General features: G+C 34.9%; 13 protein-coding genes. 3 read left to right on the forward strand and 10 right to left on the reverse strand.

Annotated features, from left to right (window positions below):
- Positions 1–203: 203 nt before the first annotated feature.
- Positions 204–698, reverse strand: a complete 495-nt coding sequence (gene mntR / locus GXX20_02960) for a transcriptional regulator MntR (GenBank protein HHW30625.1) — start codon at positions 696–698, stop codon at positions 204–206.
- 188 nt (positions 699–886) lie between these two features.
- Here mntR and GXX20_02965 point away from each other — a divergent pair, with 188 nt between their 5' ends.
- Positions 887–1,138 carry a ferrous iron transport protein A gene (locus GXX20_02965; protein HHW30626.1) on the forward strand — a complete coding sequence of 84 codons (252 nt, stop codon included), beginning with the start codon at positions 887–889 and terminating at the stop codon, positions 1,136–1,138.
- Between the two features lie 87 nt (positions 1,139–1,225).
- Positions 1,226–3,439, forward strand: a complete 2,214-nt coding sequence (gene feoB / locus GXX20_02970; GenBank protein HHW30627.1) for a ferrous iron transport protein B — start codon at positions 1,226–1,228, stop codon at positions 3,437–3,439.
- Positions 3,440–3,818: 379 nt separating this feature from the next.
- Here the strand turns inward: feoB and GXX20_02975 are convergent, their stop codons facing one another.
- From GXX20_02975 to GXX20_02995, 5 genes are all read right to left on the reverse strand, one after another.
- Positions 3,819–5,627 (reverse strand): bifunctional homocysteine S-methyltransferase/methylenetetrahydrofolate reductase, encoded by a 1,809-nt coding sequence (locus tag GXX20_02975; GenBank protein ID HHW30628.1) that lies wholly within the window; start codon positions 5,625–5,627, stop codon positions 3,819–3,821.
- Between the two features lie 288 nt (positions 5,628–5,915).
- Entirely contained in the window at positions 5,916–6,524 is a 609-nt protein-coding gene (locus GXX20_02980; protein HHW30629.1) for a TetR/AcrR family transcriptional regulator, read from the reverse strand.
- A 511-nt stretch (positions 6,525–7,035) separates the two neighbouring features.
- The gene (hisD, locus tag GXX20_02985; GenBank protein ID HHW30630.1) at positions 7,036–8,304 is read right to left on the reverse strand and encodes a histidinol dehydrogenase; all 1,269 of its coding nucleotides are present in this window, start codon (positions 8,302–8,304) and stop codon (positions 7,036–7,038) included.
- Between the two features lie 133 nt (positions 8,305–8,437).
- Positions 8,438–8,995, reverse strand: a complete 558-nt coding sequence (locus GXX20_02990; GenBank protein HHW30631.1) for a helix-turn-helix domain-containing protein — start codon at positions 8,993–8,995, stop codon at positions 8,438–8,440.
- Between the two features lie 347 nt (positions 8,996–9,342).
- On the reverse strand, positions 9,343–10,500 hold the full coding sequence (locus GXX20_02995) for an exo-alpha-sialidase (GenBank protein HHW30632.1): 1,158 nt from the start codon (positions 10,498–10,500) through the stop codon (positions 9,343–9,345).
- A 323-nt stretch (positions 10,501–10,823) separates the two neighbouring features.
- Here GXX20_02995 and GXX20_03000 point away from each other — a divergent pair, with 323 nt between their 5' ends.
- Positions 10,824–11,825, forward strand: a complete 1,002-nt coding sequence (locus GXX20_03000) for a lipoate--protein ligase (GenBank protein ID HHW30633.1) — start codon at positions 10,824–10,826, stop codon at positions 11,823–11,825.
- 128 nt (positions 11,826–11,953) lie between these two features.
- Here the strand turns inward: GXX20_03000 and GXX20_03005 are convergent, their stop codons facing one another.
- From GXX20_03005 to GXX20_03020, 4 genes are all read right to left on the reverse strand, one after another.
- Positions 11,954–13,012 carry a hypothetical protein gene (locus GXX20_03005; GenBank protein ID HHW30634.1) on the reverse strand — a complete coding sequence of 353 codons (1,059 nt, stop codon included), beginning with the start codon at positions 13,010–13,012 and terminating at the stop codon, positions 11,954–11,956.
- Positions 13,013–13,189: 177 nt separating this feature from the next.
- On the reverse strand, positions 13,190–13,912 hold the full coding sequence (locus GXX20_03010) for an amino acid ABC transporter ATP-binding protein (GenBank protein HHW30635.1): 723 nt from the start codon (positions 13,910–13,912) through the stop codon (positions 13,190–13,192).
- Entirely contained in the window at positions 13,899–14,618 is a 720-nt protein-coding gene (locus tag GXX20_03015; GenBank protein HHW30636.1) for an amino acid ABC transporter permease, read from the reverse strand. The genes GXX20_03010 and GXX20_03015 overlap by 14 nt, the downstream gene beginning before the upstream one ends.
- A gap of 85 nt (positions 14,619–14,703) precedes the next feature.
- Entirely contained in the window at positions 14,704–15,474 is a 771-nt protein-coding gene (locus GXX20_03020; GenBank protein HHW30637.1) for a basic amino acid ABC transporter substrate-binding protein, read from the reverse strand.
- Between the last annotated feature and the right edge of the window lie 367 nt (positions 15,475–15,841).

The raw sequence follows: 15,841 nt of genomic DNA on the forward strand, positions 1-15,841 counted from the left end.
ATAAATGTGAAGTCTTAAATCTGGATGGTGACAGTTACAGATTGAAACATCGCAAAACCATTTTTGTAAAAAATTAGGTGTAAAAAATTATTGATCGAAAATTGTAAAAAGTTACTTGACATCTACAACATGTTAGAGGTTTTGTCAAGGAATGCCTCTTAACATATTCTAAAGGAATGTCCCTCAACCATCCCTTAATCATCTTAACCAAAAGGGTCTTCCGTAAAAATTCTTGATGCCTTAAATTTTTCAAACTCCTCCAATACTTCAGGATGCCCCTCTAAAAACATATTTAATTGGTTAATCCTTCTTAATGTATTAGGACTTACGTTATGTTCTATTAATTCTGTTTCTGTTAATATATCTGTATTTATGCCTATAATCATTAAAAATTTCTCAATGATGTTATGCCTGTTCAGGAGGAACCTGCCTAATTTTTCTCCACTCTCGGTAAGAACTATTATCCCATACTTCTTATAATCTAAAAATCCCAGTTGCGTTAGCTTCTGAACCATTTTGGTGGCAGAAGAAGGCTTTACATTAAGGAGCTCCGAAAGGGTATTAATACGCATATATCCCAATTCCTTTATATTTCTATATATCATTTCCAGATAATCTTCCATAGCAGAGGTAAGATACTTTTTATCCTTTTTTAACATCTGATATCCCCGTACAGTATAAAATTCATTATTTTGCAATTTATCACATCCTAATAAACAGAAATATATCTTTTCTTACTTAATTGTATTGGTAACATATATATTTTATGTTTCATATATTAGTCTAGGGCAAAATTCTTTCTTTTAGCTAATACCGGTAAAAGCAGCACATGTACATGATATATACACAACACCATGTACATAATACCATCAGGAGGTAAAGCAAAATGGATAAAGATTGTATTCCTCTAAATTTATTGCCCCTTGGGAAAAAAGCAGTAGTAAAAGCACTTACTTCAGATGGGATTATACGTAGAAGAATGCTGGATCTTGGACTGGTTTCCAATACAGTTATAGAAGCTCTCCAAAAAAGTCCCTCCGGTGATCCTACAGCATATCAAATACGTGGGGCAGTAATAGCTTTACGCTCAGAGGAAGCAAGCAAAATAATGGTAACTGTAAATGAAACCTGTTTATAAAATTTATATTTACAAATTAATATTATCTGCCGGGAGTAATATTAGCTACCGCGATGAAACCTGACACTACTAAGGAGGATACTTGACATGGGACTTACAAGCCAATCTACAGGCTCAAGCATATTAGAACAAGGGATTATTAACATTGAACGCATTAATTCTAACGAAAAAATAATAGCACTTGCAGGAAATCCTAATGTTGGAAAGAGCACTGTATTTAATAACCTTACAGGACTTAAGCAGCATACGGGGAATTGGCCGGGTAAAACCGTTACTAATGCATTAGGCAGACATAGGCACAAAGGCAACACTTTCATCATGGTGGACATACCGGGTACTTATTCACTTTTGGCAAACTCCCCTGAAGAAGAAGTTGCCAGGGATTTTATCTGTTTTGGCAAACCAGATGCAATAATTATAGTAACAGATGCCACCTGCCTAGAGCGTAACTTAAATCTTGTTCTTCAGACTTTAGAAATTTCTGATAAAGTTATCGTATGTGTAAATTTGATTGATGAAGCAAAAAGAAAAAAAATTAATATAGATTTTGACAGCCTGTCCAAATACCTTGGAGTACCTGTAGTTCCAACAAATGCCCGAAGTAATAAAGGGCTGGATAAATTGATGGAGGCAGTTTACAATGTTACTAATGGAATTACAGTCACAAAACCTATAAAGATTATATATAATGATGTCATAGAACAGGCAATCAGTATAATTCAGCCTAAAATTCAGGAATTGTCAGGTAATAGGATCTCCAGCCGGTGGATTGCGTTAAGGCTTCTTGTTGAAGATTTTACAGGTAAAAATTATGCTGATGAAAATTACACTGATGAAGATTATGCTTGTGAAAATCACACTCTTTTAGAATCCTTAAACAAGTATCTTGATCTTAATCTCCTTGAAAACAAAGAATTAACGGAACTTCTTTATAGGGCAAAAAAATTCCTTGCTGATAATGGTATTTCTTCCAGCAATATTGAAGATATAATTGTATCTAAACTAGTGCAATTATCTGAGAGTATATGCAGACATACCATAGTATTCGGGGACAGCCAATATACTTATATAGACAGAAAGATCGACCGTATACTTACTTCCAGGAAGTTCGGCATACCCATTATGCTTGGGCTTCTTGGAGTAGTGTTTTGGATTACTATTGCAGGAGCAAATTATCCGTCTCAGGTTATAAGTAATTTCCTTTTTGGGATCGAAGATAAACTCACCTGCTTTTTCAAATGGATAAATGCTCCAGAATGGATCCATGGATTGCTGGTTTTGGGTATTTATAGAACTCTAGCATGGGTTGTTTCAGTTATGCTTCCTCCTATGGCTATATTCTTCCCTCTTTTTACACTCCTTGAAGATCTGGGTTATTTACCTAGAGTGGCATTTAATCTTGATAATTTCTTTAAAAAAGCATGTGCTCATGGAAAACAGGCATTAACTATGTGCATGGGATTCGGGTGCAATGCTGCAGGTGTTATTGGCTGCAGAATCATAGATTCACCAAGGGAAAAACTAATTGCAATTATTACAAATAATTTCGTTCCATGTAATGGGCGTTTTCCCATTTTGATAGCCGTCATTACAATGTTTTTTACCGGAATGTTTGCAGGCCCCTTGCAAACAATATTTTCTACATTGCTTCTTACAGGAGTAATTGTTCTGGGTGTGGCTATGACATTATTTATATCGAAGCTGCTCTCAAAAACCATATTAAAAGGAATTCCTTCTTCCTTTACTCTGGAATTGCCTCCATTCCGCAAACCACAAATAGGCAAAGTTGTTGTAAGATCAATATTTGACAGAACTCTATTTGTTCTTGGCCGTGCAGTTATTGTAGCTGCTCCGGCCGGCGCATTAATATGGATATTAGCGAACATTCACATAGGAAATCTTAGCCTCCTGTCCCACTGTGCAAAAACCCTTGATCCTTTTGCACAGTTACTTGGGCTGGATGGCTACATTTTAATGGCTTTTATTCTTGGCTTTCCGGCAAATGAAATTGTTATCCCTATAATCATTATGAGTTATATGGCAACCGGCAGCATTCTTGAATTGGATAATCTGGTCCAGCTTAGAGAGCTTCTTATATCCCATGGATGGACCTGGTTGACAGGAGTATGCGTCATGCTGTTCTCTCTTATGCACTGGCCTTGTGGAACCACATGCATGACTATAAAAAAAGAAACCCAAAGCCTTAAGTGGACATTGGTTTCAATTCTGGTACCTGCCGTCTCCGGAATTATTATATGCTTTATAGTTTCAACTATAGTACGGTTGTTAGGTTTAGTATAAGGGTACATTTGAGCCTAAGGAACTTTACAGCAACTATGTATAGTACGGTTGTTAGGTTTGGTTTAAGAGTACATTTACCACCCCTTTATAACGAGCTAAAATGCAGCATCCAGGAAATAGGCTCGACCAAATCAATATAAAATGCTATGAAAAATGAAGAAAATCAATGAAATTGAAACTTAATTAAGGAAGGATAAAAATGTCCTTCACTTCTTTAGGTTTAGGTGGCGGGTACCTAATTCCACAATAGGCGGTGAGTCAAAATCTCCCGCCTCGTTGAAACACTGCAAATGTAAGAAAAATTTTCTACAATTGAAAATTTTTCTTATGAACTTAGACGTTATAATAATAAAGAATGTGAAAGAATGTGACTAAATAATTAACCTGACAGATTGCACTGATAATCCTCAATTTTTGTACAGGTAATACCACGTATATATTTAATAATTTCAGAAACAATATCTATCCTATTAAATGGAGTAATAACATAATATCCGTCTACATAAGGATATATTTTTTTTGCAATTTCACAGGATATTTTCACAGCAAGTTTACCGGCTTCTTCCTTTGTAACCCCTTTATATGAATCAATAATTTCTTCTGAGATATTTATCCCGGATATTTCGTTATTCATGAAACAGGCATTTTTATAACTTACAATTGGAATAATGCCACCTAATATTTTAGCACCCAGCCGTTCTCTTGCAATTTTCAGGTTTTCAAAGGCTTGTTCTGTTAATATAGGTTGTGTCAAAAACATGTTTACTCCATTCTCCATCTTATTTTTTGCATGAGCCAGCTGGCTGTTAAAATTCCTGGCATTTACATTTAAAGCAGCACAAATATTAAAGGGGTGGGAGAACACCGTATTATTTAATGTAGTTATATAATTTGCCAGTATTGCAGAATTAAAGCTGAACATTGCTTTAATTTCGTCCCGCTGTGCTAAAGGTATGGGGTCTCCGGTAACAACAAGGACATTGTTTATGCCTTCAATATTCAAGCCCAGAAGTAAAGCTTTAGTAGCATTGATATTTCTATCCCTGCAAGTCAAATGTGGAATTGGAGTAATGTCCAGTTCCCTTTTCAGCTTGCAGGCCAGCAGACTGCTATCTACCCTTGCCCTTGCAATAGGGCAATCTGCAATGGTTATTGCATCAATACCCAACTCTTTAAGAATTTTTGCATTATCCATAAAGCGGTCTATATTAGTATCAACAGGTGGATCCAGTTCAACAGCTATAATTTTCCTGCCATTCTTGATTTTTTCTAAAAGAATATTTGTAACAACAGCTTTTCTAACAGTTGTCTCCTGTTCTTTCTTATAAGGTATAATTTCAACTGAAGATAAACCTTTTAGTTTTGCGACAGTTTCCCTAATATAATCGGGAGTTGTACCACAGCAGCCTCCTAGTATAGCAATACCTTGTTTTGCTATCTCCAGCACTTTTTCAGCAAAATATTCCTTACTGTTTTCGAAGAAAGTACGGTTATTAATAATCGTAGGGTAACCAGAGTTCGGCATTATGGATATGATTCTATTTTCTATATTCTCAATATGAAGATTCTTAACAAATTTAAGCAAATGGGAAGGTCCTGAAAAACAATTAAAACCACAGCCATCAATATATGTATTTCCTAATGCCTTTTCAATAAGAGCCCTGCCGGATTTTCCAAGCCTGGTAAAGCCCTCGGGCGATATGGCAAATTCCGTTAAAATAAATGCCTGGGAATTTTTCGTTTTAATATAGCGGGAAAGATCATACAAATATTCATCACTGCTAAAGGTCTCAAATATAAAATATTTTGCGCCTAATTCTAAGAACAGGTCTACTATCTCTTCGTATGCTTCCCATAAATCCTCTGTTTCTGAACTTGGAATTGGTCCGATGTCTGCAAATACTAATACATCCGTACCCTTTACAGCTTCCATTGCAATTTCATAGCCTTTCACAATAACTTCTTTTAATGTGTCATATCCACTTTCAAGACTAATTCTATTTGCTCCGAAAGTATTGGTTCTGATGGCATTGCAACCTGCATCTATATACTGCTTATGTATATTTACTATAGTATTTCTGTCATAAATATTTGCAAGTTCACATCTTGCTAAAGGATTATGGCTTATACTGGCATAGTATGTTCCCATTGCCCCATCAAAAATAAATGGTCTCTGTTTTATATTCAAATAAAATCACCTGCCACCGGACTATATCCTCATTATCTTATTATCTTATTATCTTTCTATCTTTGTTTCTCTTTATTTATAACGCCTAGGTTCATAAGAAAATTTTTCAATTGTAGAAAAATTTTCTAACATTTGCGGCATTTCAACGAGGCGTAAGTTTTCTCACCGCCTGAACACCAAATCAGTACCCGCCACCTGTAGAGGTGGGGGACATCTTGCCGCTTCGTTATAAGAAATATAAGGAATATTATAACGCAATGATAAGAAATTTTCGACTATAGAAACTTTTTACCTTAAAGACTTTACCGCCAACCTGTATGATGTATCCATAGCTTCTTGCAGGCTAATATCCTTATATTTCTCCTTACTGCTTATATAATCTCCAAAAGACCTTATTGACTCCCGTATAGCTGCCTTTTTATAATACTTGCTTTCAAAAACATCTACCAGTCTTTCATCAGTGCCAGCCTGTATTAAATGCTCTATGATACTATCTAAAACTATTATTAATTCTGAAAAATCATATTCTTCATTAATAAGGTATTCATAAAATTCCTGTATACCTCCCGTTGCCACCAGCATATTAAAAGTGGATTTATTATCTTCCATATTTTCAGCCATTATATATAGAATCTCATAAAACTTATCCTTAAACTTTTCTTTTGATTTTACTCTTAAAAATACATTTTCGATATCTTTTTTAATGCTATACAAAATGGCTTTTGATATGGCTTCCTCCTTTGTGCTAAAGTAATCATAAATTGTGCCCTTACCAACATTTGCAGCTTTTGCAATATCAGACACTTTTATTAAATAAGGATTTGCTCCGTTTTTTATTAATTCAATAACTCCATTATATATTGCAGCCTCTTTTGTATAGTACTCACTTTTACTCATAGTCTATTTTCCCCCTAACAAACCACCTTTGACTGACCAGTCGGTCGTTTTATTCATTATAATTATTATGTGCTAATATTGTCAATAAGAGATAATTTGTAATATGTTATTTTCTTGAATAACGCGTATGCCCTGACCTGGCACAAAGCACAACAGGTTAATTATTATATTAAAATATTAAAATATTAAAATATTAAAATATTAAAATATTAAAATATTAAAATATTAAAATAACAAAATATAAAAAATAATAATAGGATAATACGTAGTATAATATAAAAAATTAATGATAGGATAATATGTAGTATAAACTAAGAAGGGAACAGGCAAGTTAATCTCTTATTAATCTATGATATATGAGATATTATATATGAGATAACTTAAACTGTCCCTTCAGTTCTATATACTCCGTCAGAAATATCTGACGGTTGTTTTATAATTGTAATTGTTTTATGCTATATATATACCCCATTTATGTAATAAATAACAGCATTTTCACAATTGTTTTCAATTATTTTTTATATCTATCAACCCTTACCTTTGCAGTAATGCCGTGAGCGATCATTCGCTCAATATTGCACTGCCTTTCGGTAACTTCTCCAATTTTTATACTGGCTTCCGGTGTCATCTTTTGATAGGTAACGGTCTTTAAGAATTTTCCTACCCATAAACCTCCAGTATATCTTGCAGCACGGCTTGTTGGAAGTATATGGTTAGTACCGATGGATTTGTCACCATAGGCAACCGTAGTTTCTTCACCAATAAACAAGGAACCATAATTCCTAAGCCTTTCAAAATAATAATCCGGATCTTCTACATGGATTTCCAGATGCTCCGGTGCATAATCATCGCTAATTGCAATAGCCTCATCTTTATCGTCAGCTATATAGATTATTCCATTGTTTGCCCAGGAAATAGCTGCAACATCTTTTGTAGGAAGCACTTCAAGCTGTCTTTCTACTTCCTTAAGGCATTCTTCCGCAAATTTTTCACTTAAGCACACTAAAGCAATGCCGCTATTTGGATCATGTTCTGCCTGTCCAAGAAGATCACAGGCTACAAGAGACGGATCTGCTGAATCGTCAGCAATAACCAAAATTTCAGTAGGTCCGGCAAGTAGGTCAATGCCACATCTTCCGAAGAGTTGGCGTTTAGCCTCTGCCACATATTTATTGCCAGCACCGCAAAGAATATCAACAGGTTCAATTATTCCCATTCCGAAAGCCATCATGGCAATAGCAGGTACTCCTCCAAGTATGAATATTCTGTCTGCTCCTGCCTTCTTCATAGCATTTATAGTTGCAGGATAATAACCTTTTCCTTTTACAGGAGGTGTAAAGGCATAAACATTCTTTACTCCTGCCACCTTTGCAGGTATAATGCTCATTTGTGCCGAACCGAACATAGGATATCGGCCTCCGGGAATATAACTCCCAACCGATTTAACAGGAATGTGCTTATGACCTAGTATAACTCCATCAAAAATCTCTATTTCTAAAGGAAGCAAGGTTTTAAGCTGAGCCTGGGCAAACTTTCTTACATTGTTCTGGCAAAAGTCAGTATCTTCAATTATTTGCGGATCCAGCCGGCTGATTGCCTCATTGATCTGAGCTTCACTCAACTCAAAATCCTCCGGATTCCAGTCATCAAATTTGGCGCTGTATTTCCTTACTGCATCCATGCCATTTTTCTCTAGATCCAGAAGCATTTCTGATACAATTCTGGATGTTTCGGGATCATTCTCAAACAGCCTGTGTCCTCCTTGTTTATAAATTCTCATATTAAACCCTCCATTTATTTTTATTTATCCAGCCTATCATATTAGACCTGCTTTTTAGTCTGTGTAAAAATCTCTGTTAAGATTTATAACAATAATAAACCTTACTGGAACTCAAGCAAAATTTAAGCTATAGCTAAAATCTCCGATAGTTGAAGTGAACTGCAATTAACAGTGCAGGTTTTTCATCATGGTTCACAAAATTATGTTTTATTCTTGCATCCAGATAAAAAGAGTCTCCTGGGGAAAGCTGATATATTTTTCCCTCATAGTTAAGTTCTATATTTCCTTCCAAAACATAAACAAACTCTTCTGAATCGTGAGAAGTTATATCGGTAGCTCCCTTTTTTACTCTGAATAAAAATGGGGACATGTACTTATTTCGATAAACATTTACAAGAGGCTTGAATGAATAAACCTCTGTATGCTCCTCCCATTCCTCCTTCGAAGTGTCATTGCTTATTAATATATCAATATTTTTTGACACCAAAGCATCCGGACGGGCTTCAAGTAGTTCTATCAAGTCACTGTCCAGGGCTTCTGCTATGACCTGTACAGTTGCAAAAGGAGGCATATTGGAAGATCTCTCAATTTTTGATAAGTATCCCTTTGTGAAACCAGTTTTATTTGCCAGATCTTCTAGGGTGAGTCCTTTACTTGTGCGTAATTGCTTTATTTTTTCGTTAATTTTCATTTGACACACTTACCTATAAAAGTTTCCTATTAGGATACTTTTATACTATTACATACGAACTTAATTGTCAATATATTCAAATATATTCTTAGAAAAATTAAGTTTCCGCACTTATTTTTTACTCATTTTATTAATAAAAACATCAAAATTAAAAAGCGATAAAAATTTTAACAAAGCAGCGAACTGCCCATATAAAACCCTTATCGCTCAAACTTAATTATCATTTTATCTTAGTTATTAATAAATTAATTAATGATATATACAACATATATGATATACATATAACATTATGGCTTATTCTATAAATTATTCTATAAATACTGTTCAAAAATTACCCGTCATCATATTCATTCAGGTATTCTCCAGCGAGTCCAAAGGATAGAGCACATACCTGAATATGTTTTCATTTCAGGGTTCTCTTTCTTGTCTTTAGATGAAGGTAATTTCTCACCCTTTTTGGCAGCATAGAAAACAGTAAAAATGTCTCCATTGTCAAGTTCTACTGAAGCAGGATACCCTAAATCTGCACTTTCACCCTCATCCCAGATATAATAATCTGTATCCCAGGTCTCTGCATTATCACGGCTAAACATTACCTGGATTCCATAGCCAGGGGTCCTGCGCCCATAAGCACATATTAATGTGCCTGATGAATGTAGCATCAAATGTGGTGGTGCTCCCGTTGAACCAATTATCTTTGGTGTAGTCCAGGTCTTGCCTCCATCATCTGATATTGACTGGCATATGGTAAAGAGTTTCTCTTCATATCTCTTGCCAACCTCATCCATTCTTATATGAAGTACCAGTCTTCCGTTTGGCAATTCAATAATATGTGGCTCAACATATAGAACGTCAGGAGCTTCAGGACAGACAGGAATATCTGCAAGCTTGTAAAAATCTCTATAATTATCGCTTCTATATACTGCTATAGGATAGCTTGAACCTGCCGGCTTGCCTGGAAACGGAATTCCTGCATATATTAGAGATCCATTTTTCAACAAGTTCGGACCATGGGGAGCAGATACAGGCACTTTAAAGGGTTCACCCCAGGAAAAACCGTTGTCTTCACTGATACTCATGAGAGAACCATAGTATTTTTCCTCCTGCGCATCACATAATGTTGGCAGATATGCTAGAGCAAGGTTCCTCAGAACTTCCGTGCCATATTTTCCGCCCTCTGCCCACTTACGCTGATTTTCCCGTGTATTGTTAAAAGTTGTGACTACAAGGCGCCCATCACCTACATTAAGTATTCCTGCATCTCTGTCATCCAGTGGTGTATCAACAGCAATCATTGGTGCAGACCAAGTTTTGCCTTCATCCTTACTTTTTACGATAAGTACCTTCCCAAACGGACAAACATGCATGATTCTGTTTCCTGAGAAAGCAACCAGTAAATCTCCGTTTGCATCCCTCGCAACAGAAGGCCATGCACTATAGCCAAATACATTATCCGGCCTGGAAATAACAACACCGCTGTCAATTATTTGAACATACTTTGACATAATCGTACCTCCACATTTGAATGCATTATAAAATTATTCTTATTATTCTTGTGAAAAAAAATTCTTTTGTGAAAGAACTATTCACAAAAAATCCATAATTACTAAATATATTATAAAACAAGCTTTGTCAAAATTCATTAGCAATTATATATAATTATTTGCAGAAGTTATAATCTCTAAGTTTAAAATAGCTGAGTCTGTATGATATAATGTGAAAATAAAACTTGAAAATAAAGCAAACAAAATTAAAGAAAAAAGTAAGTAAAATAAAGTAAAATAATTAATAAAATCAAGATACATTCACCAATCTAAGTAAGGAGAATATGGCAATGGCAAAAACAAAAATTGTAATTCTGGATACACATGATCCCTGGTGGAATCTTTCAGTGGAAGAATACCTTCTCGACAGAGTTGAAGAAGATGAATACATTCTGTATTTATGGCAAAATCAGAATACCGTTGTTATAGGAAAGAACCAAAATGCCTGGAGGGAATGTAAAAACGATTTACTGGAAAAGGAAGGTGGAAAGCTTGCAAGAAGATTATCAGGAGGAGGAGCGGTATTCCACGACTTGGGAAATCTTAACTTTACCTTTCTTGTAAACCGTAAAAACTATGATTTAACCAGACAGGTTAAAGTAATCCAGAAAGCTGTGCTTAAAGCCGGGATAAACTGTGAAATGACCGGAAGAAATGATATAACTGTGGATGGAAAGAAATTTTCAGGTAACGCTTTTTGTTTCAGAAAGTCAAATGCTTACCACCACGGAACAATACTTGTTTCAGTAGATATGAGCAAATTATCAAGATATCTTCAGGTTTCAGATGAAAAATTAAAATCAAAGGGAGTTAAATCGGTGCAGTCAAGAGTTGTAAATCTTTCAGAACTAAACCCTGATTTAACCATAGAAAAAATGATCCAGTATATGTCAGAATCCTTTGAAGAAGAGTACGGAAAAGCCGAAGAAATAATTTACGGGACAGAATCCATGGATCATAAGATACTTGAGGATTTATACAAAAAGTATTCTTCCTGGGAATGGAGATACGGAGAGACACCGAAATTTGATATTGAGCTTTCTCAGCGGTTCCAATGGGGTGGAGTGGATATAGGCTTACAGCTTGAAAAAGGAATTATTAAAAAAGCATCAATCTATTCTGATGCTATGGATGAACAGTTCATTGAGAGTCTTCCTGCAGTATTTGAAGGCTGCCTTTTTAAATCTGACTGCATTGCTGATAAAATAAGAAAAACTCCTGTTGAAGATCATAGAAAAGAAATGATTTATGATATTGCCCAGTGGATACATGAAAAAGGATTCTAGACTTATATGTCTGGAATCCTTTTTCATCTTTATATAAAAATATTATTTGAAAATGTTATTTATAAGTAGTTCTCTGTTTCAAAAGTAGTGCACGGTTAGAACAGTTGCCGCAAAATCATAAATAAATCCTAATAAATATACTTGTATTTTTCAACAGCTCTGGCCATAGCTATAATATTTTCAGCCTTACAATAAGAGGGGACACTGTTTGAATCTGAAATAATGAATGCTCCCCCAGGTCCAAGCTGCCTGATCCTTTCTTTTACTTCATTATATACTTCTTCCTCAGTACCTCTTGAGAGTGTATAATCTATATCTATGTTACCTATTAGGCACAAATCCTTGCCATAATTCGCTTTAAGGAAATCCAAATCCATAGCGCCCGGTTCCAGAGGATGAATACCATCCATTCCTAACTCCATAAGTTTCGGAAGCATGGGCAAAAGATTTCCGTCACTGTGAAATACCCACGGCTTTGAAATAGCACTTGCTGCTATTTTCATATTAGGTATAAAAAATTCTTCCAGAGTTTTAAGCGAAAACATTGGAGATGTTTTAAATGCTATATCATCAAAACACCAGAAGAAATCGAAATCAAGTTCGCAAAGATTTCTGGTTACCCTACTGCTCCATGTGCAGTAAGTGTTAAGCACATCATAGACTAATTCCGGTTCATCAAAAAGAGCATAGGAAAAACCCTCCATGCCCATACTTAATAAAGTAGGAGAAGCACCTAACCTTATCCTGGCATATACCGCTACTTCTCTTCCGGATCTTATTTGATCAATAATATTCTTAATATTCCTATAAAGGTTATCATCATCAGGATCAGGAAGTTTAATCTTATTCAGTGCTTCCCGTGTAGTTAACAGGCCATCCCTTATTTCTGACCGTCCTCCTCTGATTTCAGCATTTACAAAAAGAGGAGGGAGTATTTGAATACCTACTGCATCAAGATTAAGAAAATCTGCCACTTCCGGATAAACTGTCAATACAGGGTTAACTTCTGTAGGTTTCCCTATTTGTCCTGTATAACCCCAGGAGTTAATACCATCTACCGTCTCAACTTCAATTCTTTTTTGGATTATTCTCTCCTGAATATCCTTATCCATACAATTGTACATATAGGGAACCGCATCGGGGATTCCTTTTTTTAAAGCACACAGGACTCTTTCCCTGGAATTCATATCCGTCACCTCTTAAAGGATTTTAACGCATTTACATTATTCCTCGTTTATATAATCATTTATATAAATTCATAATATATATAAAATTTCCTGTCCCTGTCTATTTTTATATTTTATTGCCGGTTTTCCAAAAGCTATCGCAGCTCGTATGATATTTAATTATAATAAATTACTTATTTATAATACTTTACTCAAAAAGGCTTTTGTTCTCTCATTCTTGGGACTACTAAACAATTCCCTTGGTTCTGCCTGCTCAACAATAACTCCTTCATCCATAAAAAGCACACGGGTGCCTACTTCTCTGGCGAAACCCATTTCATGGGTTACAACAACCATGGTAATACCATCCATGGCAAGCTGCTTCATAACTTCCAGGACTTCCCCTACCATCTCGGGGTCAAGAGCAGATGTAGGCTCATCAAACAGCATAATATCTGGTTCCATTGCAAGTGCCCTTGCTATGGCAATACGCTGTTTCTGCCCACCGGATAATTGATTTGGATAAGCCTGAGCTTTTTCAGCCAATCCCACTCGTTTCAGTAATTTCATTGCAATATCCACAGCTTGTTCTTTTGTCTTATTTTTTACCTTCATTGGAGCAAGGGTAATATTATCCAATACATTCAAATGAGGGAACAGATTAAATTGCTGAAATACCATTCCTATCTTTTGTCTTATTTTATTTATATCGCTATTCTTATCGGTTATGGAAACCCCTTCAATGAATATTTCACCTTTGGTAGGTTGTTCAAGAAGGTTGATGCATCTTAAGAAAGTACTTTTCCCTGAGCCACTTGGACCTATAACGACAACTACTTCTCCTTTTTTAATATGTTCATTAATTCCTCGTAAAACTTCAAGAGTACCAAAACTTTTATGCAAATCTTTAATGACTATCACCCTGCCTCAACCTCCTTTCCAGTTTACTGAGCAATTTCGAAAGCATAGTTGTAATAATCAGGTATATTAAAGCAACCGTTAATAATGGCATATACGGATCAAAAGTTCTGCTTCTTATAACATCTCCGCCTTTGGTTAAATCTTCGATGGCAATATATCCTGCAATAGCTGTTTCCTTAAGCAATACTATAAACTCATTTACCAATGCAGGTAAAATATTCTTGATAGCCTGAGGAAGAATGATATATCTCATTGTAGCACCATAAGACAATCCCAGGGACCTTCCGGCCTCCATCTGTCCCTTATCAACAGCCAATATGCCTGCACGAAAGATTTCAGCAACATAAGCTCCGCTATTCACGCCGAAAGCAATCACTGCAACAATAATTTTTGATATATCTACACTTCCGAAAATAATATAGTAAATAATAAGCAATTGTACTACAGCAGGTGTTCCTCTAATAATGTCAACATATACTGTAGAAATAATGTTAAACAACTTATACTTTGATAGTTTTCCAAGGGCTAATACAAAACCTATTATTATACCTAAAATTATTGCAAAAAAGGTAATCTGGATAGTAGTGATCAGTCCATTAATGATAAACATATATCTGTTTTCACTAATGAAATTTAATTCAAATGCTTCTTTAAACCCTTGCAAAAAGCCATTTGATGCAAAAAAGTTATAAATGAATAATTGCATTTATTCACATCCTCACATAAATTAAGGCTAGCAATGGGAATTATTTACCGCCAATTACTAGCCTTAAAGTTTAAAACCAGAAATCTTATTCCCCAATATATTGAACCACTAATTCATCATATTTTCCGCTATCTTTCAAATCTTTTATAACTTTATTAATCTTATTAAGAAACTCTGTGTCATTTTTCCTTACAGCAATTGCATACTCTTCTTCTGTAAGATCTTCATCCAGAATCATCAAATCATCATTCTTACTTACAAAAACCTGTGCAGGGCTGGCATCGATAACAACTGCATCAAGCTTCCCATTTTTAAGATCCATTACGGCGTCAATTCCCTTTTTAAAACGGCTTATCTGAACATTTTCAATAGCTGATGCTTCTAAATCTCCAGTTGTACCTTCCTGTACACCGATTTTCTTTCCTTTCAAATCATCTTTTCCTTTTATGGTTGTGTTATCTTTTCTAACAATAATTTTTTGCGAAGCAGTATAGTATGATTCAGAAAAGTCTGCGTTTTTAAGTCTGTCTTCTGTTACGCTCATCCCTGCTGCAATAAAATCAATTTTTCCGGATTTTAATGCATTTAATAAAGAGTCGAAAGCCATATCTTCTATTTTAAGTTCTACTCCTAATTCTTTTGCAATTTCTTTTGCCAAAGCTACATCAAAGCCATCAACTTCGCCTTTGTCATTTCTATATTCAAAAGGTGGAAATTCTGCATTTGTACCCATTACAACCACGTTTTTCTTTTGAATCTTTGCCAAAGTATCAACTTTGCCACAACCTACAATAGCTGCTCCGATAGCAACTACTATCAATAATACTAAAATTCTTTTTAATAGACCAATTTTCATATTAAGTAGACCTCCTCATATTCAAGTAGAAAATCTTTTTTACACGTTAGCTATTATATTTCATATCATTTTAGAATTCAATAATTATGTAAACATTTCTTTGTCAAGGAAATATGCCAAATATTTTTGAGTTCTAATATGATATTAATATAATGCTATAATATTATTTATTATAATTCAACTTAAATATGACATAATTATAACATAAGTCTGCATAAATATAAACTCTTTTCAGGTCACATATGTGTTTATTTTATGATAATGTCACCTTGTTAATTATTTTGATAAAATGTCACTATGAAGGGCAAGGTGTATTATCTAATGTCACAAGAGCAGCTTAAAAGGTATACTGTCATTGAGAAAACAC

The organism is Clostridiaceae bacterium (assembly GCA_012840395.1).
Lineage (GTDB): Bacteria > Bacillota > Clostridia > Acetivibrionales > DULL01 > DULL01.

Bases quoted from the DNA above. Each gene is read 5' to 3' on its own strand.
- GXX20_02965 (HHW30626.1), top strand. From the start codon at position 887: ATGGATAAAGATTGTATTCCTCTAAATTTATTGCCCCTTGGGAAAAAA.
- feoB (HHW30627.1), top strand. From the start codon at position 1,226: ATGGGACTTACAAGCCAATCTACAGGCTCAAGCATATTAGAACAAGGG.
- GXX20_02980 (HHW30629.1), bottom strand. From the start codon at position 6,524: ATGAGTAAAAGTGAGTACTATACAAAAGAGGCTGCAATATATAATGGA.
- hisD (HHW30630.1), bottom strand. From the start codon at position 8,304: ATGAGAATTTATAAACAAGGAGGACACAGGCTGTTTGAGAATGATCCC.
- GXX20_02990 (HHW30631.1), bottom strand. From the start codon at position 8,995: ATGAAAATTAACGAAAAAATAAAGCAATTACGCACAAGTAAAGGACTC.
- GXX20_02995 (HHW30632.1), bottom strand. From the start codon at position 10,500: ATGTCAAAGTATGTTCAAATAATTGACAGCGGTGTTGTTATTTCCAGG.
- GXX20_03000 (HHW30633.1), top strand. From the start codon at position 10,824: ATGGCAATGGCAAAAACAAAAATTGTAATTCTGGATACACATGATCCC.
- GXX20_03005 (HHW30634.1), bottom strand. From the start codon at position 13,012: ATGAATTCCAGGGAAAGAGTCCTGTGTGCTTTAAAAAAAGGAATCCCC.
- GXX20_03015 (HHW30636.1), bottom strand. From the start codon at position 14,618: ATGCAATTATTCATTTATAACTTTTTTGCATCAAATGGCTTTTTGCAA.
- GXX20_03020 (HHW30637.1), bottom strand. From the start codon at position 15,474: ATGAAAATTGGTCTATTAAAAAGAATTTTAGTATTATTGATAGTAGTT.